General features: G+C 63.9%; 14 protein-coding genes and 1 pseudogene. 14 read left to right on the top strand and 1 reads right to left on the bottom strand.

Annotated features, from left to right (window positions below; genetic code table 11):
* Positions 1 to 31 precede the first annotated feature (31 nt).
* From ACQ66J_RS08190 to ACQ66J_RS08130, 13 genes and pseudogenes are all read left to right on the top strand, one after another.
* Entirely contained in the window at positions 32 to 841 is an 810-nt protein-coding gene (locus ACQ66J_RS08190; RefSeq protein ID WP_375547608.1) for an SDR family oxidoreductase, read from the top strand.
* A gap of 7 nt (positions 842 to 848) precedes the next feature.
* A complete protein-coding gene (locus ACQ66J_RS08185; RefSeq protein ID WP_430431215.1) occupies positions 849 to 1,847 on the top strand; it encodes an NADPH:quinone reductase in 999 nt (332 codons plus the stop codon).
* 4 nt (positions 1,848 to 1,851) lie between these two features.
* Positions 1,852 to 3,387 carry a carboxylesterase/lipase family protein gene (locus tag ACQ66J_RS08180; protein WP_430431214.1) on the top strand — a complete coding sequence of 512 codons (1,536 nt, stop codon included), beginning with the start codon at positions 1,852 to 1,854 and terminating at the stop codon, positions 3,385 to 3,387.
* Complete coding sequence (locus ACQ66J_RS08175; RefSeq protein ID WP_430431213.1) at positions 3,384 to 4,937, top strand: BCCT family transporter; 1,554 nt, start codon at positions 3,384 to 3,386, stop codon at positions 4,935 to 4,937. The genes ACQ66J_RS08180 and ACQ66J_RS08175 overlap by 4 nt, the downstream gene beginning before the upstream one ends.
* A 25-nt stretch (positions 4,938 to 4,962) precedes the next feature.
* A complete protein-coding gene (locus tag ACQ66J_RS08170; RefSeq protein WP_375550175.1) occupies positions 4,963 to 5,883 on the top strand; it encodes a 3-keto-5-aminohexanoate cleavage protein in 921 nt (306 codons plus the stop codon).
* A complete protein-coding gene (locus ACQ66J_RS08165) occupies positions 5,880 to 6,305 on the top strand; it encodes an acyl-CoA thioesterase (protein ID WP_375547612.1) in 426 nt (141 codons plus the stop codon). Before ACQ66J_RS08170 ends, ACQ66J_RS08165 begins: the two co-directional genes overlap by 4 nt.
* Positions 6,306 to 6,399: 94 nt before the next feature.
* Positions 6,400 to 7,686 (top strand): MFS transporter, encoded by a 1,287-nt coding sequence (locus ACQ66J_RS08160; RefSeq protein WP_430431212.1) that lies wholly within the window; start codon positions 6,400 to 6,402, stop codon positions 7,684 to 7,686.
* Positions 7,687 to 7,741: 55 nt separating this feature from the next.
* Positions 7,742 to 8,857 carry an efflux RND transporter periplasmic adaptor subunit gene (locus tag ACQ66J_RS08155; RefSeq protein ID WP_430431211.1) on the top strand — a complete coding sequence of 372 codons (1,116 nt, stop codon included), beginning with the start codon at positions 7,742 to 7,744 and terminating at the stop codon, positions 8,855 to 8,857.
* Positions 8,854 to 11,967, top strand: a complete 3,114-nt coding sequence (locus ACQ66J_RS08150) for an efflux RND transporter permease subunit (RefSeq protein ID WP_430431210.1) — start codon at positions 8,854 to 8,856, stop codon at positions 11,965 to 11,967. Before ACQ66J_RS08155 ends, ACQ66J_RS08150 begins: the two co-directional genes overlap by 4 nt.
* Positions 11,964 to 13,331, top strand: coding sequence for an efflux transporter outer membrane subunit (locus tag ACQ66J_RS08145; RefSeq protein WP_430431209.1), 1,368 nt, complete (start codon positions 11,964 to 11,966; stop codon positions 13,329 to 13,331). The genes ACQ66J_RS08150 and ACQ66J_RS08145 overlap by 4 nt, the downstream gene beginning before the upstream one ends.
* A 609-nt stretch (positions 13,332 to 13,940) precedes the next feature.
* Positions 13,941 to 14,066: pseudogene (locus ACQ66J_RS08140) on the top strand (acetyl-CoA C-acyltransferase); the annotation flags it as partial.
* Between the two features lie 45 nt (positions 14,067 to 14,111).
* Complete coding sequence (locus tag ACQ66J_RS08135) at positions 14,112 to 15,308, top strand: acyl-CoA dehydrogenase family protein (RefSeq protein ID WP_430431208.1); 1,197 nt, start codon at positions 14,112 to 14,114, stop codon at positions 15,306 to 15,308.
* Between the two features lie 3 nt (positions 15,309 to 15,311).
* On the top strand, positions 15,312 to 16,406 hold the full coding sequence (locus ACQ66J_RS08130; RefSeq protein WP_430431207.1) for an acyl-CoA dehydrogenase family protein: 1,095 nt from the start codon (positions 15,312 to 15,314) through the stop codon (positions 16,404 to 16,406).
* Positions 16,407 to 16,469: 63 nt separating this feature from the next.
* Here ACQ66J_RS08130 and ACQ66J_RS08125 read toward each other — a convergent pair whose 3' ends face one another.
* The gene (locus tag ACQ66J_RS08125) at positions 16,470 to 17,696 is read right to left on the bottom strand and encodes a TetR/AcrR family transcriptional regulator (RefSeq protein ID WP_430431206.1); all 1,227 of its coding nucleotides are present in this window, start codon (positions 17,694 to 17,696) and stop codon (positions 16,470 to 16,472) included.
* A 345-nt stretch (positions 17,697 to 18,041) separates the two neighbouring features.
* On the opposite strand from ACQ66J_RS08125, the gene ACQ66J_RS08120 reads away from it, so the two are divergent.
* Complete coding sequence (locus ACQ66J_RS08120; RefSeq protein WP_430431205.1) at positions 18,042 to 20,084, top strand: 3-hydroxyacyl-CoA dehydrogenase NAD-binding domain-containing protein; 2,043 nt, start codon at positions 18,042 to 18,044, stop codon at positions 20,082 to 20,084.
* Positions 20,085 to 20,089 lie beyond the last annotated feature (5 nt).

The raw sequence follows: 20,089 nt of genomic DNA, 5'->3' as shown, positions 1-20,089 counted from the left end.
TGGCTCTGACGAGCCATAAGAAGGATCGACAATGACCCAAGACATACCGGCGGCGCCCCAGGGCGCCGCCGCACCGGTCGCCCTTGTCACAGCGGGCGCCTCTGGCGTCGGGCGCGCCATCGCCAAGGCCTATTATGATGCAGGCTGGGCGGTTCATGTGTGCGATGTGGACGAACGGGCGCTGACGGATTTTCTTGAAGCCTATCCCGGCAGCGGCGCCCGGCGTGCGGATGTGTCAGACCCCGCAGCCGCCGAGTGCGTCGTCAAGGAAGTCCTGGCGTCCTATGGTCGTCTGGACGCTCTGGTGAACAATGCCGGGATCGCAGGTCCCACAGGCCCTGTTGAAGACCTTGATGCAGACAGCTTTCGCCAGTGCCTGGACGTCAATCTCGTGGGCGCTTTCAACTTCATCAAACACGCCGCGCGCGCGATGAAGGAGGCGGGATCAGGATCGATCATCAACATCGCCTCCAACGCCGCCCTGTTCGGCTTTCCCTACCGCACGCCTTATGCCGCGTCCAAATGGGCGTTGATCGGGTTGACCAAAACCCTGGCCATGGAGCTGGGGCCGTACGGCGTTCGCGTGAACGCCATCTGTCCCGGCTCTGTCGAAGGGCCTCGCATCGAAGGCGTCATCGTGCGGGAAGCCGCCAGCCGCGGGGTAAGCCCCGACGCGGTGCGTCGCACCTATGAGGGCCAATCCTCGATGCAGACTTTCGTTCGCGCCGAAGACGTCGCCAATATGTGCACATTCCTGAGTTCCAAAGGCGGCGAACGCATTTCGGGTCAGTCCATCGCAGTCGATGGGCACACCGAATCCCTGTCCTTCCCGGTCAAATGAGGCGGCCATGAAAGCCATTTATTTCGAAGCGTTCGGCGAGCCTGAAGACACGCTTGTTCTGGGCGACAAGCCACGCGCCGAACCCGGCCCCGGCGAAGTGCGTATCAAGATCGCCACCAGCGGCGTGAACCCGTCTGACGTCAAGAAACGTCGCGGTTCGTTCCCGAACCTGCTCGATGACGGCTATGTCATTCCCCACAGCGACGGCGCAGGCGTCATTGATGCAGTGGGAGAGGGCGTCGACCCGTCGCGCCTCGGCGAAAAAGTCTGGCTCTATCAGGCCCAGTACGGTCGCCGCTTCGGCACCGCCGCTGACTATGTGGTGATCGAGCAAGCGCGTGCGCCGGCTCTGCCGGACGGCATCAGTTTCGAGGTCGGGGCCATCTACGGCATACCCGTGATGACGGCCCATCGCTGCGTGTTCGCCGAGGGCGACCCGAACGGCAAACTCATCCTCGTGACCGGCGGGGCTGGCCGGGTCGGCCATTACGCCATTCAATGGGCCGCTCGCGCCGGCGCGACCGTGATCGCCACCGCCAGCAATCTGGAAGACGAAAAAGCCTGCCGGGAAGCCGGCGCCGCCCATGTGGTCAACCATCGTCAGGACGGCTGGGGCGCTGAAGTCCTGAAAGCCACAGGCGGACGCAAGGTGGATCAGGTCGTCGAGGTCGAGTTCGGCGCCAATCTGGGTGAAGTGCTCGAGTGCATCCGCATCGGCGGCGCGATCTGCACTTATTCCTCCGCCCAGGACATGACCCCCACCCTGCCGTTTTACCGCATGATGTTCATGGATCTCACCGTGCGCATGATCATTGTCTACGCCATGCCGGAAGACGCCAAATCTCAGGCCATTCAAGATATCGCCCAACTAGAATCCGACCCTGAAGGCGGACTACTCCATCGGATCGCAGAAACCTATCCGCTGGCTGACTGCGCCGCCGCCCATGCAGCGGTGGAGGCTGGCGACCGCCGTGGCGCCGTCATCATCAACGTGCAGGAGGTCTGATCGATTGAAGGTTCGAAGTCTCATCACCGGGGCGGCCAGCGCCCTGCTGGCCCTGGTCGGCTGCAAGGAGCAGGCGCCGGAGCCCCCGCGTGTGGAGACCCAGTCAGGCCCGCTGATCGGCCTGGCCTTTGACCGTCACCGCGATGGCGGGGTGTTCAAGGGCGTGCCCTTCGCCGCCCCGCCTGTGGGCGATCTGCGCTGGACAGCGCCTCCCCCCGTCGAGGCGTGGAGCGGGGAGCGCCCGGCCCAATCCTTCGCTCCCGCCTGCATGCAGAGCCGGTCCAATGTCGATTGGTACGCCGATATCGCGGAAAGCTTCGGCCAGCCAAGAGATCGCGCCCCCGAGCCGCTAAGCGTGAGCGAGGACTGCCTCTATCTCAACATCTGGACGCCTGACCTCGACCCGGACGCAAACGCGCCGGTCATGGTCTACATCCACGGCGGCAGTTATACCGGCGGCTGGTCCTACGAACCCGATTACCATGGTGATGTCTTCACCGATCAAGGCGTAGTCCTGGTCTCCATCGCCTATCGTCTGGGCGCCTTCGGCTATCTTGCGCCCGATACGCCGGGCGCCACGCCGAACGCCGGATTGCTTGACCAGATCGCGGCGCTTGAATGGGTGCAGGCCAATATCAGCGCATTTGGCGGCGACCCGGGCCAGGTGACGATTTTCGGCGAAAGCGCCGGAGCCGCAGCGGTCGGCGCGTTATTGGCGTCCCCGGCCGCAGACGGCCTGTTTCATCGCGCCATCAGCCAGAGCGGCGGGTTTGAGTTTGCCGCAGACCGCCCAGCCGGGAGCGCCCACGCAGCTTATGACCGTCTGGCGGAAGCGCTTGATGGCGATCCGCTGGGCGCCTCCGCCGAAGACATCCTGAAAACGACGGGCGAAGTGCTGCCTGACTATGACTTCGGTCCGGTTTACGGCCCCTCAGAGCTGCCCCGCTCGCCCGGAGACGCGCTCCGGCAGGGCGCGCTGAATGCGGTCCCCCTGATCATCGGGACGAACCGGGACGAATGGCGCATGTATGTGGACGCTGACCGGCTGGACGAAACGCTCGACGACTGGCGAGAACAGGTAGGAGACGCCGTCGTCCAGGCGCTGATCACCGAAGAGGGATCGGAACTGGGCGCGATCGACCGGCTGGAGACGGCGCAATGGATGCGGTGTCCGGGTCAGGCGTTCGCCCGCGGGGTCTCCGCTCAGGGCGCCCCGGTCTATCTTTACCGGTTCGAGCGTGTTCGGGATGGAGCGGACGATGACTTGCGCGCCTATCACGGCGCCGAGCTCCCTTATGTTTTCAATACCCATGACGATTGGCTTCCGACGAACACGATCGACCGTGTGCTCAGCGCGTTGATGAATGAAAGCTGGGCGCGGTTCGCGCGCACTGGCGATCCGAACCCCGTGACAGAAACGACGACCTGGCCTGAATATTCAGCAACAGGCGCACTGCTGATCTGGGATGAAACACTCACCGAAGGTGCACCGCTGGACAGGGCTTTATGCCCGCGTCTCGGCTGGGAGGATGCACAATGACACAACGCGTACGCACGGACTGGATCGCCTTCAGCGTCAGCGCCGGAATAGTCGGACTGGTCTGTCTGGGCCTGGTCCTGGATCCGGACGCCGGCGCTGTGTTGCTGCCGCAGATTTACGGCTTCGTCGCGGAAACGATCGGCCCGCTCTATCTTATTCTGGGCATGATCCTGATCGTGTTTCTGGTCTGGCTGGCGCTGAGCCGGTTTGGAACCGTGCGCCTGGGCGGCGCTGACGCGCCCGAGGAATTCAACACGCTGGGCTGGGCGTCCATGCTGTTTTGCGCCGGGATCGGCGCGGGACTGATGTACTGGGCCGGGATCGAATGGGCCTATTATTTCCAGACGCCGCCCTTCGGATTGCCGCCCGGCACGCCTGAAGCGATTGAATGGGCGTCCGCCTATGGCCTGTTTCACTGGGGGCCGTCCGCCTGGGCGTTCTACTGCCTGCCCACCCTCGCCATCGGGTACGCCTATCATAATCGCGGCATTCCTTATCTCAGGCTCAGCACGGGCTGCGCGGGGACGCCCGGCTTTGGCGCGCACCAACCTCTGGGACGATTGGTGGACACCATCTTCATGGTCAGCCTGCTCGGCGGCGCCGGCACATCGCTGGGATTTTCAACCCCGATGATCGCTGCGCTCGCCGCCCGGATCCTGGGCGTCCAAGCCAGCTTCGGGCTGGAGGTCGCAACCCTCGTGGTCACCATGGTGCTGTTCGCGCTCAGCGCCGCTGCAGGCCTGCGCAAGGGCATTCAGCGGCTCAGCGATCTGAATGTCGGACTGATCTTCGCCTTTCTGGCGCTTGTCTTCATCGCCGGTCCCACGGGCCTGTTCATCGAAGCCGGCGTGACCGGCTACGGGCTGGTCGCGCAGAACTTCATCCGCCTGAACAGCTGGGCCGAGCCCTTTGGCGATACGGGCTTCGTGATCGACTGGACGATCTTCTACTGGGCCTGGTGGATCGCCTACGGCCCTGTGGTGGGCCTGTTCGTGGCGCGCATTTCACGCGGCCGGACCATCCGTCAGGTGATTTTCGGCATGATCGGCTATGGCAGTCTGGGCGCCGGATTGTTCTTTGTGATCCTTGGCAATTACGGGCTGAACCTGCAGCTGACTGGCGCGGTGGACGTGGTCGAGCGCCTGAATTCGGATGGCGGAGCCCAGGCGATCGTGGCCATCATGGACGCCTTGCCGCTGGATGTGTGGGCGATGGGATTGTTCGCCGTCGCCGCCGTGGTGTTCTCCGCCACCACCTATGACAGCGCCTCCTACATTCTCGCCTCGAGCGCGACCCGGTCCTTGCCGTCAGGCCAGGACCCCGCGCTCTGGCAACGCCTGTTCTGGGCCGCAATGCTGGGCGCCTTGCCGATCACGCTGTTGTTCGTCGGTGGACTGCGCGTTGTTCAGACCGCCGCGCTGATCGCGTCCGCCCCGGTCGTCCTGATCGGTCTGGTGATGGCGCGATCGCTGATGGCCCAACTGATTGAAGACCAGCCTCCCCAGGGGAAAGACCGTTCTGACGATCCCCACCCGCAACCTTTGGAGTGATTTATTGACCGTTCAAGATCAAAAGCTGAACCGCAATGTGATCCTGACGTGCGCCGTGACAGGCTCGGGCGAGACGGCCGGCAAAACCCCGCATGTGCCCGTAACGCCCGAAGAGATCGCCAAGGCGTCCATCGAGGCCGCAAAAGCCGGCGCCGCGATCGCCCATATTCACGTGCGCGATCCGCAAACCGGTGCGCCCAGCCGCGATCCGGAATTGTTCAAGGAAGTCGTCGACCGCATTCGCGAGCACGACACCGATGTCATCATCAACCTCACCACCGGCATGGGCGGAGATTTGTTCCTGGGGCCTGATGACGACCCCACGAATTTTGACCGCAAGGACACCGATTGCGTCGGCCAGGTCGAACGCATGGAGCATGTGGAGATGCTCCTGCCGGAGATCTGCTCGCTTGATTGCGGCTCGTTCAATTACAACGTCCCCAATTATGTCTACGTCTCCTCCATCGGCATGTTGCGCATCGGCGCCGAGCGGCTTCAAAAGATCGGCGTCAAACCCGAGCTGGAGGTCTTTGATCTGGGCCATATCTGGTTCGCCAAGCAGATGATGGCGGAAGGACTTCTCGAACAGCCGCCGCTGTTCCAGCTTTGCATGGGCGTGAAATGGGGCGCAGAGGGCCTGACCCGCAACATGCAGACCATGGTCGATAACCTGCCTGAAGGCGCCAACTGGGCCGCATTCGGTCTGGGCGCCAATGAAATGCCGATGGCGGCGCAGGCGGCCCTGATGGGCGGTCATGTGCGCGTGGGCCTCGAGGACAATCTCTATCTGGCCAAAGGCAAGCCAGCGACAAACGCGCAGCTGGTCGACCGCGCCCGCTCCATCGTGGAAATGATGGGCGCCAGCATCCAGACGCCTGAAGAGGCGCGCAAGACGCTGGGCCTGCGCAAGCTTGAAGAGATGAAAAAGCTGCGGGCGGCGGCATGATCGCCCCGTTCCGCGCCGTCGCGCATCCCTGGCTTTGCGACGTGATGGGGCATCTGACGACCCGCTATTACATGGCGATGTTTGATGACGCCTCCTATCACGCTCTGAACGCCGTGTTCGGCTGGTCCGGATCAGACGCCGAAGCGACCGGGACCGGGTTTGTCGATGTGCGTCATGAGCTCGATTATGAAGCCGAGGTGCGCGCTGGCGACCTGTTGGAGATCAATGCCCGTCTCGAACGGCTTGGCGGCAAATCCGTCACCCTGGTCTATGACATGATGATCATCGGCCGGGATGAACGGGCCGCGCGGATGACCGCCGTCTCGGTCTGTTTCGACACCCAGGCGCGCAAAGCAGTCGGCCTGCCCGCAGACTGGCGCGCAAAAGCCGAACGCCTCCTTCAAGACAACGCGCAAGACTAAACGACGCGCGTCAGTCTCAGCCCGGCTGCAAGAAAGATTGACGCTGACCCGCGGTCTCAGGCACACGCGAAAGCGTATGGCGAAGGAGCCGCACATGACGGATCTACAACAGACCGGGGAGCGCAGCCTGCTGGGCGCTGTGGTTCAGCTCTGGGCGCTCTTGCTGGGGATCGCGCTGCTTCTAGCCGGCAATGGCTTGCAAGGCACGCTCCTGGGCGTAGTGGCCGAGGATTCTGGCTTTTCCGCCACCCTGACGGGCTTGGTGATGACCAGCTATTTCGCTGGCTTTTTCGCCGGGTCCGCCAGCGCTGAACGCCTGATCGCCAAGGTCGGCCATGTGCGCACCTTCGCCGCCCTGGCTTCAATCGGCTCCATCGCGATCCTTGTGCATGGCCTGTTGATCGATCCCATCGTCTGGTCCGGCATGCGCTTTCTGACCGGATTCAGCTTCGCAGGTCTTTATGTGGTGGCCGAAAGCTGGCTGAACCGCGAAAGCTCAAACACCTATCGCGGGGCGTTGCTGGCGATCTACATGATCATCACCCATGGCAGCCTCGCCATCGGGCAAGGGCTGATGAACACCGCGCCCACAGCCAGCCTGACGCTCTACGTGCTGTCCTCCATCATCATTTCGGGCGCGCTGGTGCCCATCCTGCTCAGCTCGGCGCCCCAGCCGCACTACATTCTGGAGGTCGAGCGCCTGACCCTGCGCAAGCTGTTCGCGATTTCTCCGCTCGGACTGACGGGCAGTTTTTGCGCCGGCGTGGCCAACGGCATCATTCTGGGCATGGGCGCGGTCTATGCGCGCCGCATCGGGCTGGAGGTCAGCGGCGTCTCGCTGTTCATCGCCGCGACCCTGGTGGGCGGCGCGGCCCTGCAATGGCCCATCGGGCGCCTGTCTGACGCCGTCGACCGCCGTGTGATCATCGGCGCCGTCGCGGCTGCAGCCGCCGTCGCTGCGGCGTTGCTGCCCATAGCGGCTGAAATGGGCCTGGTCGCACTGACCATAACCGGATTCTTCGCCGGCGGGCTGACCATGACGCTCTATCCGCTCTCCATGGCCCACACACACGACTGGCTTGAGGCTGATCAAATGACGGCGGCGTCGAGCGCCCTGGTCATGGTGTACGGCGCCGGCGCGGTGATGGGGCCCATCGGCACAGGCGTTCTCATGGGGCTGATCGGCCCCAGCGGCTTCGCTTTTTACCTCATCGGATTGTGTCTGCTGCTGTCCGCCATCGCGGTCTATCGGATCACGCGCCGTGACGCGCCCGACGCCACCGAGGATTACCTGCTGGCGCCCGCCGCCATGGTCGGCGGCGAGTATTGGGCGGAAACCGCCGTGGAGGAAGCCGCAGACGCCGAGAGCGATCCCGCCTGAGGCGCGATACTCTGGATATGTGATCCGGTCGGCGCCGGACTGCGTAGACCGGGGCATGTTTAAACGCTTGATGGTCTGTCTCGCGGCGACTTTTGTCGTCTCTGCCTGCTCGCAGGAGCCCTCTCCGGAGCCCGGTCAATCGGGTGCGGTAGAGGCGCCCAGAAGCGTCGGCGTGATCGCCGAAGAGGTGACCATAGAGCGAGAAGCCGAGCGCATCGAAGTGCTGGGCACCGCTCGCGCCCGCGCGAACGCCACGATTTACCCTGAAACCGCCGGACAGGTGGAAGCGGTCGCTTTCTCCGCGGGCGAATGGGTGGAGGGCGGCGCGCCGCTTGTCCGTCTGGAAGCAGACCAGGAACGTCTGGAAGTGCGTCTGTCCGAGGTCGCTGTCCGGGAAGCCGAGCAGCTTCTGGCCCGCTATCGGCGCATTGAAAACACGGGCGCCGTATCCGACAGCCAGATCGACGAAGCCGAAACCGCGCTGGATGCGGCGCGCATCGAACTCGAACAGGCGCGCATCGCCCTGGCTCGCCGCACGGTCCGGGCACCGTTTTCAGGCTATCTGGGCCTGACCGATATTGACGCCGGCGCGCGCATCACGACCAGCACCGCCCTCACAGAGCTGGATGATCGGTCAGTCCTGTATGTGGATTTCGACCCGTCAGAACAGGTGTTCAGCCGCATCACCGTCGGCGACAGCGTGCAGGCGACGCCCTTCGCCGGCCCCGAACAATCCTATTCCGCCCGCATCATCAATGTGGACAGCCGGATTGATCCGACCTCGCGCACCTTCACCGTCCGCGCCGAAATCAATAACCAGGCTGACGCCCTGCGCCCGGGCATGAGCTTTCGGGTCGGTTTCGAGCTTTTGTCCAACGCCCGTCCGGTCGTGCCCGAAGCCGCAATCAGCTGGGGCAGTGACGGCGCTTACGTCTGGCTGGTTCGACAAGGCCGCGCGCAACGCGAAGCCGTCACGCTGGTCCAGCGCCGGCAGGGCCGAGTTTTGGTCAGTGGAAACATTTCGGCCGGCGAGCTCGTGGTCGCCGAAGGGGTGCAGCGCATGCGTGAAGGCGCCGCTGTTGAACTGCTCGATATTCGGCGTCAGGCCGACAGCGAGGCACGCACCACAGCGGGCGCCGTCATGGCGCCCGAAAACGGGCTGGCGCAATGAAGACGCCCGTATCAGATCTCCCCGCCCTCGCCGTCAAGCGCCCCATCCTGGCGGTGGTTCTCAATCTAATGATCGTCATCGCCGGTCTGGCCGCCCTGCTGGGCGTTGAGGTGCGTGAACTGCCCGATGTGGACAGGCCGCGCGTTACGATCAGCGCCTCTTTCCCCGGCGCTGCGCCAGAAACCGTCGACGCCGAAGTGACCAGCGTTCTCGAGGGCGCGGCCGCGCGCGTGTCCGGCGTTCGTGAAATTCGCTCCTCCAGTGAAGAGAACTCGGCGCGAATCCGGGTTGAATTCAACCCGGGCGTCGACCTGGATTCGGCGGCGTCCGATCTGCGTGAAGCGGTTAGCCGCGTCAGCCGCAGCCTGCCTGACCGGGTCGAACAGGTGACGGTGATCAAGGCGGACAACGACGCTGAACCCATCCTGAGCCTGGCGATCTTGAGCGATGTCTATGACGAGCAGGAGCTGACGCGCCTGGTTGAGAACGACATCGTGCCCGAAATCACCGCCGTGGACGGGGTGGCCGCCGTCAACCTGTTCGGAACCCGCGAACGCCAGCTACGCGTGGTGATCGATCCGATCCGTCTCAGCCGGTTCGGCCTGACGGTCGGCGATGTGGCGGACGCCCTCCGACAAGCGCCGTTTGACGTGCCGGTGGGCAGTTTTCGTTCTGAAGACCAGCAATTGATCGTCCGGGCGGAAGCGACCGCCGCAACCCCCGAACGGGTCAAGGACGTCATCATTGACGGCCAGACACGCGTCGGCGATGTGGCGGAAGCCTTTTTCGCGCCCGCCGACGCTTCAAGTTTCACCCGTCTGAATGGCCGCAACATCATCGGCATGGGCGTGGTCCGGCAAGCCCGGTCCAACACCATCAATATTTCAGATGCGGTGCAGGCGCGGGTCGAGCAACTCAACGACCGCTTTGACGATCTGGACATTCAGGTCACCTCCGACGATGCGCAGTTCATCCGCATTTCGGTTCAGGAAGTCATGCTCACCCTCGCGCTGACGGTTCTGATCGTGGTCAGCGTCATCTGGCTGTTCTTGGGGAAATTCCGAGCGACCCTGATCCCGTCCGCCGCCATTCCAGCCGCCCTGATCGGCGCGATCGCCGGGCTGTGGGTGTTCGGGTTCTCGATCAACCTGCTGACGCTGCTGGCTCTGGTTCTGGCCACCGGTCTGATCGTGGACGACGCCATCGTGGTGCTTGAGAACATCCATCGCCTTCAGTCCAAAGGGATGGGACGGCGCGCCGCGGCGGTCATCGGCACACGTCAGGTCTATTTCCCCGTGGTCGCTACCACGGCGGTTCTGGTCGCGGTGTTTGTCCCCATCTCGTTTTTGCCATCGACCGCCGGACGCCTGTTCCGCGAATTTGGCTTTTTGCTGGCGCTGGCGGTCATCATTTCATCCTTCGTGGCGCTGACGATCGTTCCGGCTTTCGCGGCGCGGCTGAATCTGACCGCCAACGACGACACGCGCGGGCCCCTTCGCCGGGTCGGCGGTTATCTCGACCGCACCTATGGCGTCGCGATCCGTGGCGCACTGAACCATCCCTGGATCACCGTCGGGGTCTGCGCCCTGGCGGGAGTCGGCGCCTGTTTCGCCGCCTTGGCGCTTGATCGAGAGCTGACCCCGCAGGAAGACCGCGGCGTCATCTATGTCTGGGCTGGCGGGCCGGACGGGGTAGGCCTAGATTACATGGATCGCCAGACCGACGCCATCGAAGCGGTGCTTCAGCCTTATGTGGATGATGGCACGATCCAGTCGCTGTTCACTGTGGTGGGCCGCTGGGACCCCAACCGGGTCTTCATCACAGCGCCGCTCGCCCCTTGGGAAGAGCGTGACATCAGCCAGCAGGAGCTGGTCGAGGCCCTGCGCGGTCCTTTGTCTGAAATCCCCGGCGTGCGCGCCAGCCCGTTCGGACGCGGCAGCCTGAATGTAGGCGGCGGCCAGCGCAGCGGCATCGAAGTGGCGCTGACCGGTGGCGACTACCTTGAAATCTTCGAGGCGGCCCGGGCGCTGGCGGACGCGATCAACGCCCGGTCCGACAGTCTTGAAAACCCTGATATCAGTTATGAGCCGACCCAGCCCCAGCTCTCCATCCAGATCGACCGCCGCCGAGCGGCGGATCTGGGGGTGCCGCTGAGCGAGCTGGCGGTGACCCTGCGCGCCATGGTGGACGGCGATAATCTCGTCGATCTCAATGTGGACGACCAAGCCATTCCGATCATCCTGGAGAGCGAAAGCGGCGCGGTGCGCGATCCCTCCGATCTTCGCAATCTGTATGTCCGCGCCAATACGGGTGATCTCATCCCGCTGTCCGCGCTGACGACGATTGTCGAAGAAGGCGTCGCCGCCGAGCTTGATCGCACTGAACAGCGCCGCGCCATTGAGCTGGAAGCGGACATTGTCGGCGGCGCGACGATCGCCGAGGCTGTCGATGAAATGCGGCGTCTGGGCGACGAGACCCTGCCCTCAGACATTGAGATGCTGTTTGCAGGCGAGGCGGAAACGCTGAACCAGGCCACCCGGGAACTGGCGCTGACCTATGGCTTTGCGCTCATCATCGTTTTTCTGGTGCTGGCGGCCCAGTTTGAAAGCCTGACCGGCCCCATCGTGATCCTGATCACAGTGCCGTTCGCTCTGGCCGCCGCGGTCTATGCGCTGTTCTTCACCGGCACGTCGCTGAACATCTTCTCCCAGATCGGGCTGGTCATGCTGATCGGACTGATGGCGAAAAACGGCATTCTGGTGGTGGAGTTCGCCGACCAGCTGCGCGCCGAAGGCAAATCCGTGCGCGCCGCGATCGAGGAAGCGGCGACCCTGCGCTTGCGCCCCATCGCCATGACGCTGATCTCAACCGTGCTCGGCGCCCTGCCGCTGATCCTTGCGACCGGAGCAGGCGCGGAAGCGCGCGCCTCCATCGGCTGGACGGTGTTCGGCGGGCTGGGTCTGGCCGCCGCCTTCACCCTGTTTCTGACGCCGGTGGTTTATCTGGGGCTGGCGCGCTTTGGTACGCCGCGCATCGCCGCCGAACAGCGTCTGGCCGAAGAACTCGACACGGCTGAAAAGGCCGGGATCGAGCCGGGGCCGGCGGAATGATACTGACCCAAAAGCTGTCCCCCGCCTTGCTGACGCTCCTGCTCGCAAGTTGCGCCGTCGGCCCGGACTATGTGGCCCCACAAACGCCCGAACCCGCCCAATACAGCCGCATGCTTGAGCGCGAGCCCGCCCGTCCGCTTGAAAACGCCTGGTGGACCGGCTTTTCAGAGCCGGAACTCGACGCGCTTGTTGAAACTGCTCTCACCCGCAATCTCGACATTCGCCAGAGCGCGGAACGCCTGGTCGCCGCCGAGGCGCTGGCCGGTGCGGCGCGATCAGATTTCTTTCCCACGCTCGACGCCAGCGCAGACGCCAACCTGCGCACATCCGGGCGGGATACCGCATCTGCCGGGCTGAGCTTCAGCCAGATCGTGGATGTGAACGGGCGGTTGCGCCGCACGGAGGAACGCGCCCGCGCCACTGTCTTGGCCACGCGCTTCGAGCTCGCGGACATCCAGCGTCTGACCGCCGCCACAGCGGTGTCGCTTTGTGTGGACGCCCGCCGCGCCCAGGCGCGACTGACGCTTCTGGACACCTCGCTCGAGCTGCAACAACGCACGCTCGATATCGTAGAACGACGCGCCGAGGCAGGCCTGTCCGCCGATCTCGACGTCCGCCGGGCGACCGCCGATCTGGCGCGCACCCGCGCCCAGCGCGGCGCCTTGCAACTCCAGGACGCCCGGGCGCGCAACGCGCTGGCGGTGCTTCTGGGACAGGCTCCAGGAGGTGTGCTGGACGCACTGAGCGCGCGCACGGACGCCCCCAGTGACGCGCTGGGCCTGTCTTATGACGCCGCCATACCCGTGGGCGTTCCCGCCGATCTGCTGCGCCAGCGCCCTGATTTGCGCGCCGCCGAGGCGCGATTGATCGCGGCGACCGCAGACATCGGCGTGCAGCAGGCGGACCTCTATCCAGCCTTGCGCTTGCCCGGCGCTGTAACCGCCGACCTGTCAGATGGTCCGGGGGACGCCATCGCCGCCAGCCTGTCTGCGGTTCTGGACGTGCCGTTATTTGATTTTGGCCGCCGTCAGGCCGAGGTCGACGCGTCACAAGCGCGTGCGGCGGAGGCGGCTCTGGCCTATCAGCAGGCGGTGCTGGGCGCGCTGGAAGAGGTGGAGACCGGTCTGGTGGCTATTGAAAGCGTCGAGGCGAGGCTCACGGATCTGGAGATCGCGGTCACCGAGAGCGAGCGTGCTTATGACCAGCTCAATGCGCTCTATCGCGAAGGCCTGGCCAGCTTCATCGACGTTCTGGACGCCCAGCGCACCCTGATCGGCAGCCGCGAGGCGCTGGTGGACAGCGAAGCGGATCTGGCGGACGCGATCATCGCCCTCAATCTCGCCTTGGCCTCGCCCACGGCCTGACGTCGCTTCTGTTCATGGTTGGGTCTGGCGCACGGCGAAGTCGATCAGCCTCCCATGGCCACATGCATGTCCACAAAGGGCAGGCCCCGTCTTCCTGCTCCTCACCACATCCCCCACCAGCACGCTGATGCGTGAAGGTCTGAGCAACGAAGACAACACAGCTCGCCCGCGTCCTCATCACTCTAGGGACTTGGTTCCCACACGCGGCCCTTCCAGAGATTTTGTTATATGAGTATGCGTCAACACGGTTGATGGCAGTGACAAGGTCGACCATAAAGAGAGCTATATTGGCCCTTGTACGGGACTGCGGCACAGGGCTCTTGAAAAAATAGAAAGACTGGTATGGCATTGCAGGACGCGCCCTGACGCTCGGAAAGGACCGCCATGACTAGTGAAGCCGTCATCGTCTCCACCGCCCGCACGCCCATCGGCAAAGCCCATCGCGGCGCCTTCAACGCCACGGCGCTAGACCGGGCCGGGATTGATCCTGACCGGATCGACGATGAAGGCGTGCCTCCTGGAACGCCCCTTAAGGCGGTCTTGGCGCTGAAGCCTGTGTGGAGCGGCGGCGCGACCGCGGCGGACGGCGCATACGTCACAACCGGCGACGCCAGCCAGATCGTTTATTGCCGCGACCGGCTGGGAATTGATCCCGAGACGCTTAATGTCAACGCAGGCGCCATCGCCGTCGGGCATCCGTTCGGCATGACCGGGTCACGCCTGGTGGGCGCGGCCGGGCTGTTTGAACGGGTCGACCAATAATAGCGGGAGGAGACCTCAATGGATCTCGATTTTACCGAAAAAGACGAAGCCTTCCGCGAGGAAGTGCGCGCATTTCTCAAGGACAAGCTGCCGGCGCGGCTGTCTGACAAGGTGCGCCAGGGTCAGCACCTGAGCAAGGCGGACATGGAGGAATGGCACGCCATCCTCAATGATCGCGGCTGGCTGGCCCCGCACTGGCCTGAAGAGCGCGGCGGCACCAATTGGAGCGTGGTGCAAAGTTTCATCTTCGAGACTGAAACCGCCCTGGCGCATGCCCCGCGCATCGTGCCGTTCGGCGTCTCCATGCTGGGCCCGGTGTTGAACAAGTTCGGCACCGAAGAACAGAAAAACTACTGGCTGCCCCGCATTCTGGACGGGTCCGACTGGTGGTGTCAGGGCTATTCCGAGCCGGGCGCCGGTTCCGATCTCGCCTCGCTGAAGACCTCGGCGGTGCGTGAAGGCGATCATTATATCGTCAACGGGCAGAAGACCTGGACCACGCTGGCCCAATACGCGAACAAGATTTTCTGCCTGGTGCGCACCAGCAAGGACGGCAAGAAGCAAGAAGGCATCTCCTTCCTGCTGATTGACATGGACACGCCCGGCCTGGAAGTGCGCCCGATCAAGCTTCTGGACGGCGACCACGAGGTCAACGAGGTCTGGTTCTCTGATGTGAAGGTTCCTGTCGAGAATCTGGTCGGCGAAGAGAACAAGGGCTGGACCTGCGCGAAATACCTTTTGAGCTATGAGCGCACCAATATCGCCGGCGTCGGCTCCTCCATGGCCGCGTTCGAGCGGCTGAAAGAAGTCGCACGGACCACCCGTCGCGGCGACGCCGCTTTGATGGAAGACCCACTGTTCGCCGCCCGCATGGCCGAGATCGAGATTGATCTGGAAAACATGCGCACCACCAATCTGCGCGTGCTCGACAGCGTGGGCCGCGGCCAGACGCCGATGGCGGAATCCTCCATGCTGAAAATTCGCGGCACAGAGATCCGCCAGAAAATCACGGCCCTGATGCGCCGCGCCGCCGGGCGTTACGCCCAGCCTTTCCTCGAAGAGGCTATGGAAAGCGGTTTCAATGGCGAGCCGGTCGGCCCGGACTGGGCGGCGCCGGTGGCCTCGCAATACTTCAACTATCGCAAGCTTTCGATCTTTGGCGGCTCCAATGAGGTGCAGCGCGAGATCATCGGCAAATCGATGATGGGGCTCTAGGACATGGATTTTTCCTTGGGTGACGATCGCCGCATGATGGCGGATTCGCTGTCACGGTATTTCTCCGACACGCTGGACTGGGAGGCGCGTCAGGCGGCCGCCCACAGCGAAGACGGCTTCAGCCGTCAGATGTGGTCCGGCCTCACGGAACTGGGCGTGCTGGGGATGTTGTTTTCAGAAGAAGCGGGCGGCTATGGCGGCTCGGCCTTTGACGCAGGCGCGGTGTTTTCAGAAGTCGGCAAGGCGCTCGCCACCGGACCCTTCCTGGCGACATTGATGGCGGGCAAGGTGCTGGAAGCCGCAGGCGAGGCGGACACGCTGGGCGAGGTGATCGCCGGATCTCGTCTGCTGTCTTTCGCTGACGAACCCGCCATAAACGCCGACGGAAGCGTGGTCGCCCCGGTCCGTGCGACCCAGGACGGCGAGAGCTGGCGACTGAGCGGCACGAAGGGCGTCGTTGAGTATCTGGGCGCGGCGGATCTGATTGTCGTGACCGCCGAAACCGAGGCTGGCCCCTCCACCTTCCTCGTGGACTCCGATGCGGACGGCCTCAAGCGCCGGTCCTATCGGCTTGTGGACGGCGGCGCGGCCGGCGAGTTGACGCTCGACAACACGCCCGCGCGTCTGATCGGTGACGCAGGCGGCGCCCAACAGGCCCTCGACGCGGCCCGCGCCATTGGCCTTGTGGCCACGGTCTGGGAAGCGGTGGCGATCATGGAAGTCCTGCGCGACGCCACGATTGACTATCTGGGCACCCGTAAGCAGTTCGGCGTGCCCATCGGCGCGTTCCAGGCGCTCAAGCACCGCATGACCACCGTCGCGCTTGAGATCGAACAGGCGCGTTCGTCCGCCATCAACGCCGCAGCGCACTTCGACAAAGAGCCCGCAGTGCGCGACCGCTTCGGCTCGGCGGCGAAATACACCATCGGCAAGGTGGGCGCACTCACCGCGGAAGAGGCCATCCAGATGCATGGCGGCATCGGCATGTCGTGGGAGATGCCGCTTTCGCATTTCGCCAAGCGTCTGATCATGCTCGACCATGTGCTCGGCGATGAGGACGCGCATATGGCGCGTTACCTCAAGCTCGCCGCGTCCTGAAGGCACGACCGTCGGCGGCTCAGTCGAGCACGCCGGCGGTCAGGCTCTCAAACCGTCTGGTTGTCAGAGGTCCTGGATGATCCCGCGCGTGATTATCGAGGCGTAGGTCTCGATTGCAACGTCTGGAGATTGGTCGGCGGCCCAACGGCGCATCTCAAACGCAGTGTTCAGCGTCGCTATTACCATTTGGGCGGCGATCAAGGGATCTATCGCCTTGATGGAGCCTTCGGTGATGCCGTCAATCAGCACCCCGGCATACCTGCGGGCCATACGGTTTGAGCGCTCTATGACGCCCGCGCGCACATCTGGCGGCAGGGCGTAAAGCGCCGTTGTGCGTAATAACGGAGAATCGCCATGAAGCTGCAGATCGAGCAAGGACGCCACTGAGGCGCAGAGCTTGGTATGGTGATCGCCCTCGATCCGCTCCGCCGCGCGCTGCGCCAGCGACACCCGTGCATAGCTCAGATCAAAACAGGCCAGCACCAGATCATCCTTGCTCTGCAAATGATGATAGAAACTGCCCTTGGTGACGGAGAGTTCGGCGGCGATCCTGTCTACCGACGCGCCGCGATACCCCCATTCATTAATGGTGATGGCGGCGGATTTGAGGAAGGCGACATTCATCTCGCCCAAGCCCTCAAGGGTCTCGGGCTGGTTCACCGTCAGCGCGACCGGATCCCAGCAGCGCCCCTTGGCAGATACGCCATAGGCGAGAACTTCGCTGAAGCGGCGGGCGACGCGTTCAAAATCTCCCAGCGAATAGCGCCGTAACCAGGCCTGGGCCCAGAACAGGTTTTCCAGAAACACATGAGTTTGCGCCGTGGCGAGCGTCTTGCGCGCGGGTTCATCCCGATCAAAAAAAGTGCGCACCCGGCGAAACAGGGCGATGTATGTGCCGCTCAGTTGCGAGCGCAGAGGCTCTTCCAGGCTGCGAATGTGAGAGAGGTTCGCCACCGGCGCCGCATCGCCGGAACGGATCGCCGCAAACAGCTCCAACACCGACCAGACCATGCAATGCAGCTTGTCATAAGGGTCGCGCTCAAGCGCAGCGCGCTCAACAATGTCGGAATAGCGCTGGATCGCGTCCGACAGGATCGCTTCGGCCAGCAAATCCTTGCGCTTGAAGTAATAGGTGATGCTTGTGGTGTTGAGATCGATGGCGTGCGCCACCTTGGTCAGGGTCATGCCCTTGAAGCCCAGCTCGTTCATCAGCTCGGTCGCGGCAGAGACTATCTGGTCGCGCTTGCGATCAAAACGGCTGGCGGCGGCTGGGGAAGCGATCTCAGTCATTCCGACAGTTTATAGCGCGTCTTGCGCAAGGTCACCGCTCTGGCCCCCTTCACGTTCAGGCGGGGCGGCGCCGGACCGCCTCAGCCGCCATTGATCTCACGCACGTCTAATTCGAAAAGAGACCCCGGCTCGCACAAGCGCCGCCTCGCTTCACTCACAGACAGGACCGGCCAAGCATTTCCGCCCATCATCCACCTCCCTTTTCTTGTATGTATTGTTTTCGTCACGCGATCCGAACCCGGTGGGCCCGGCCATCAAACCCTCTCACGGGGCAAGTCTTGACCCTGTATCGCAGGCAATAGAAAACCGGGTATGAGACTGCGCGGGGGAAAAGGAGGGGCGACAATGAGCGTGAACACACAGATCACTGACGGCGTGCTGGTTGTGACGTCCGACAACCCGCCGGTGAACGCCCTGTCGCACGCCGTACGCTCTGGCCTGCTGGCCGCAATCGAAACCGCGCGAACCGACCCGGCCGTCAAAGCCGTGGTGATCGCCTGCGACGGCCGCACCTTCCACGCCGGCGCGGACATCACCGAATTTGGAAAACCGCCGCAAGCGCCGTCGCTGCCGGACTTGATCGAACAGATCGAGGCGCTGGATAAACCCGTGGTCGCCGCGCTTCACGGCACCACCCTCGGCGGCGGGTTGGAGGTCGCACTTGGCGCGCACTACCGCATCGCCGCTGCGGGGTCGAAACTGGGCCTGCCGGAGGTGAAGCTGGGACTTCTGCCCGGCGCTGGCGGCACCCAGCGCCTGCCTCGCCTTGTCGGGGTCGAAGCCGCGCTTGGCATGATCGCCAAAGGCGATCCGATCAGTGCTGAAACAGCCCAAGACCTGGGTCTGGTGGACAAACTGGCCGCGCCGGACGCATTGCGCGATAGCGCCATCGCCCTTGCGCAAGAGATGATCGGCCAGCCGATCCCGCGCACGGGCGCTCGCACTGACAAGCTCTCCACAGACCGGGACGCGTTTGACGCGTTCGCCAAAGCCAATGCCCGGCGCTTCCGGGGCCTTGAAGCGCCGCAGGCCTGCATCGAGGCCGTGAAGGCCGCGACCGAAACATCGCTGGAAGAGGGGCTGAAGACAGAGCGCGCCCTGTTCGCCCAGCTGATGACCGGGGACCAGTCCGCCGCCCTGCGCCATCTGTTCTTTGCTGAACGCGCCGCCGCCAAGATTGATGACGTCCCCAAGGACACGCCGCGCATCCCGGTCACGAAGGTCGGCGTTATCGGCGGCGGCACCATGGGCGGCGGCATCACCATGAATTTTCTGTCCGCCGGCATCCCGGTGACCCTGGTGGAGCGAGAACAAGATGCGCTCGACCGCGGCGTGGCGACCATCCGCAAAAACTACGAGGCCAGCGCCGCCAAGGGGCGACTTACCGAGCAGCAGGTCGAGCAAGCCATGGCGCTGTTGACGCCGACGCTGGAGATGGAAGCGCTGTCAGACTGCGATCTCGTGATCGAGGCGGTGTTCGAACTGATGAAGATCAAGAAAGAGGTCTTCAGCCGCCTCGATTCCATCGTCAAACCAGGCGCGATCCTCGCCACCAATACGAGCTATCTGAACGTCGACGAGATCGCCGCCACGACCAGCCGGCCTGAATTGGTCGTCGGTCTCCACTTCTTCTCGCCCGCGAACATCATGAAGCTTCTGGAGATTGTGCGGGGCGCGAAAACCTCTGACGCCGTGCTGGCGACCGCCATGGATTTGTCGCGCAAGACCGGCAAGGTCGCAGTCGTCTCGGGCGTGTGTGACGGCTTCATCGGCAATCGCATGCTCGCCCAGCGCCATGCCGAGGCCAACAGCCTGATCCTGGAAGGCGCCAAGCCCTGGGATGTGGACCGGGTGCTGGTGGAGTTCGGCCTGCCCATGGGACCCTTCCAGATGGCGGATCTGGCCGGTCTCGACATTGGTTGGGATCCGGACACAACCGCCTCGTCCACCGTGCGCGAGATCCTGTGCGAGGAAGGGCGGCGCGGACAGAAGACCCAGGCCGGTTTCTATGATTACGACGCCCATCGCCGCGGCGTTCCCTCCGCCTATGTGGACGCGGTGATCGCGCAGTTCGCCGAAAAAGCTGGTTATGCTCGACGCGAGATCACAGACCAGGAAATCCTTGAGCGCCTGCTCTACCCGATGGTGAATGAGGGCGCGAAAATCCTGGACGAAGGCATCGCCCAGCGCGCCTCCGACATCGACGTGGTCTGGGTGTATGGCTATGGCTGGCCCAGCTATCGCGGCGGCCCGATGTTCTGGGCTGACCAGATCGGGGCCAGGACGGTGCTCGAGGGGCTGGAGCGGCATGCCGAACGACTGGCCAAAGGCTTTGAGATCAGCGCGCGTCTGCGTCAGACGGCGGAAACGGGCGGCGCTTTCAACTAGCGCCG

Origin of the sequence: Oceanicaulis sp. (genome assembly GCF_965284345.1) — a bacterium.
Classification (GTDB): domain Bacteria; phylum Pseudomonadota; class Alphaproteobacteria; order Caulobacterales; family Maricaulaceae; genus Oceanicaulis; species Oceanicaulis alexandrii_A.
Note: the sequence above shows the minus strand (reverse complement) of the source record. Positions and strands in the feature narration are given on the sequence as shown.

Bases quoted from the DNA above. Each gene is read 5' to 3' on its own strand.
- ACQ66J_RS08190 (WP_375547608.1), top strand. From the start codon at position 32: ATGACCCAAGACATACCGGCGGCGCCCCAGGGCGCCGCCGCACCGGTC.
- ACQ66J_RS08185 (WP_430431215.1), top strand. From the start codon at position 849: ATGAAAGCCATTTATTTCGAAGCGTTCGGCGAGCCTGAAGACACGCTT.
- ACQ66J_RS08175 (WP_430431213.1), top strand. From the start codon at position 3,384: ATGACACAACGCGTACGCACGGACTGGATCGCCTTCAGCGTCAGCGCC.
- ACQ66J_RS08165 (WP_375547612.1), top strand. From the start codon at position 5,880: ATGATCGCCCCGTTCCGCGCCGTCGCGCATCCCTGGCTTTGCGACGTG.
- ACQ66J_RS08160 (WP_430431212.1), top strand. From the start codon at position 6,400: ATGACGGATCTACAACAGACCGGGGAGCGCAGCCTGCTGGGCGCTGTG.
- ACQ66J_RS08155 (WP_430431211.1), top strand. From the start codon at position 7,742: ATGTTTAAACGCTTGATGGTCTGTCTCGCGGCGACTTTTGTCGTCTCT.
- ACQ66J_RS08150 (WP_430431210.1), top strand. From the start codon at position 8,854: ATGAAGACGCCCGTATCAGATCTCCCCGCCCTCGCCGTCAAGCGCCCC.
- ACQ66J_RS08145 (WP_430431209.1), top strand. From the start codon at position 11,964: ATGATACTGACCCAAAAGCTGTCCCCCGCCTTGCTGACGCTCCTGCTC.
- ACQ66J_RS08135 (WP_430431208.1), top strand. From the start codon at position 14,112: ATGGATCTCGATTTTACCGAAAAAGACGAAGCCTTCCGCGAGGAAGTG.
- ACQ66J_RS08130 (WP_430431207.1), top strand. From the start codon at position 15,312: ATGGATTTTTCCTTGGGTGACGATCGCCGCATGATGGCGGATTCGCTG.
- ACQ66J_RS08125 (WP_430431206.1), bottom strand. From the start codon at position 17,696: ATGACTGAGATCGCTTCCCCAGCCGCCGCCAGCCGTTTTGATCGCAAG.
- ACQ66J_RS08120 (WP_430431205.1), top strand. From the start codon at position 18,042: ATGAGCGTGAACACACAGATCACTGACGGCGTGCTGGTTGTGACGTCC.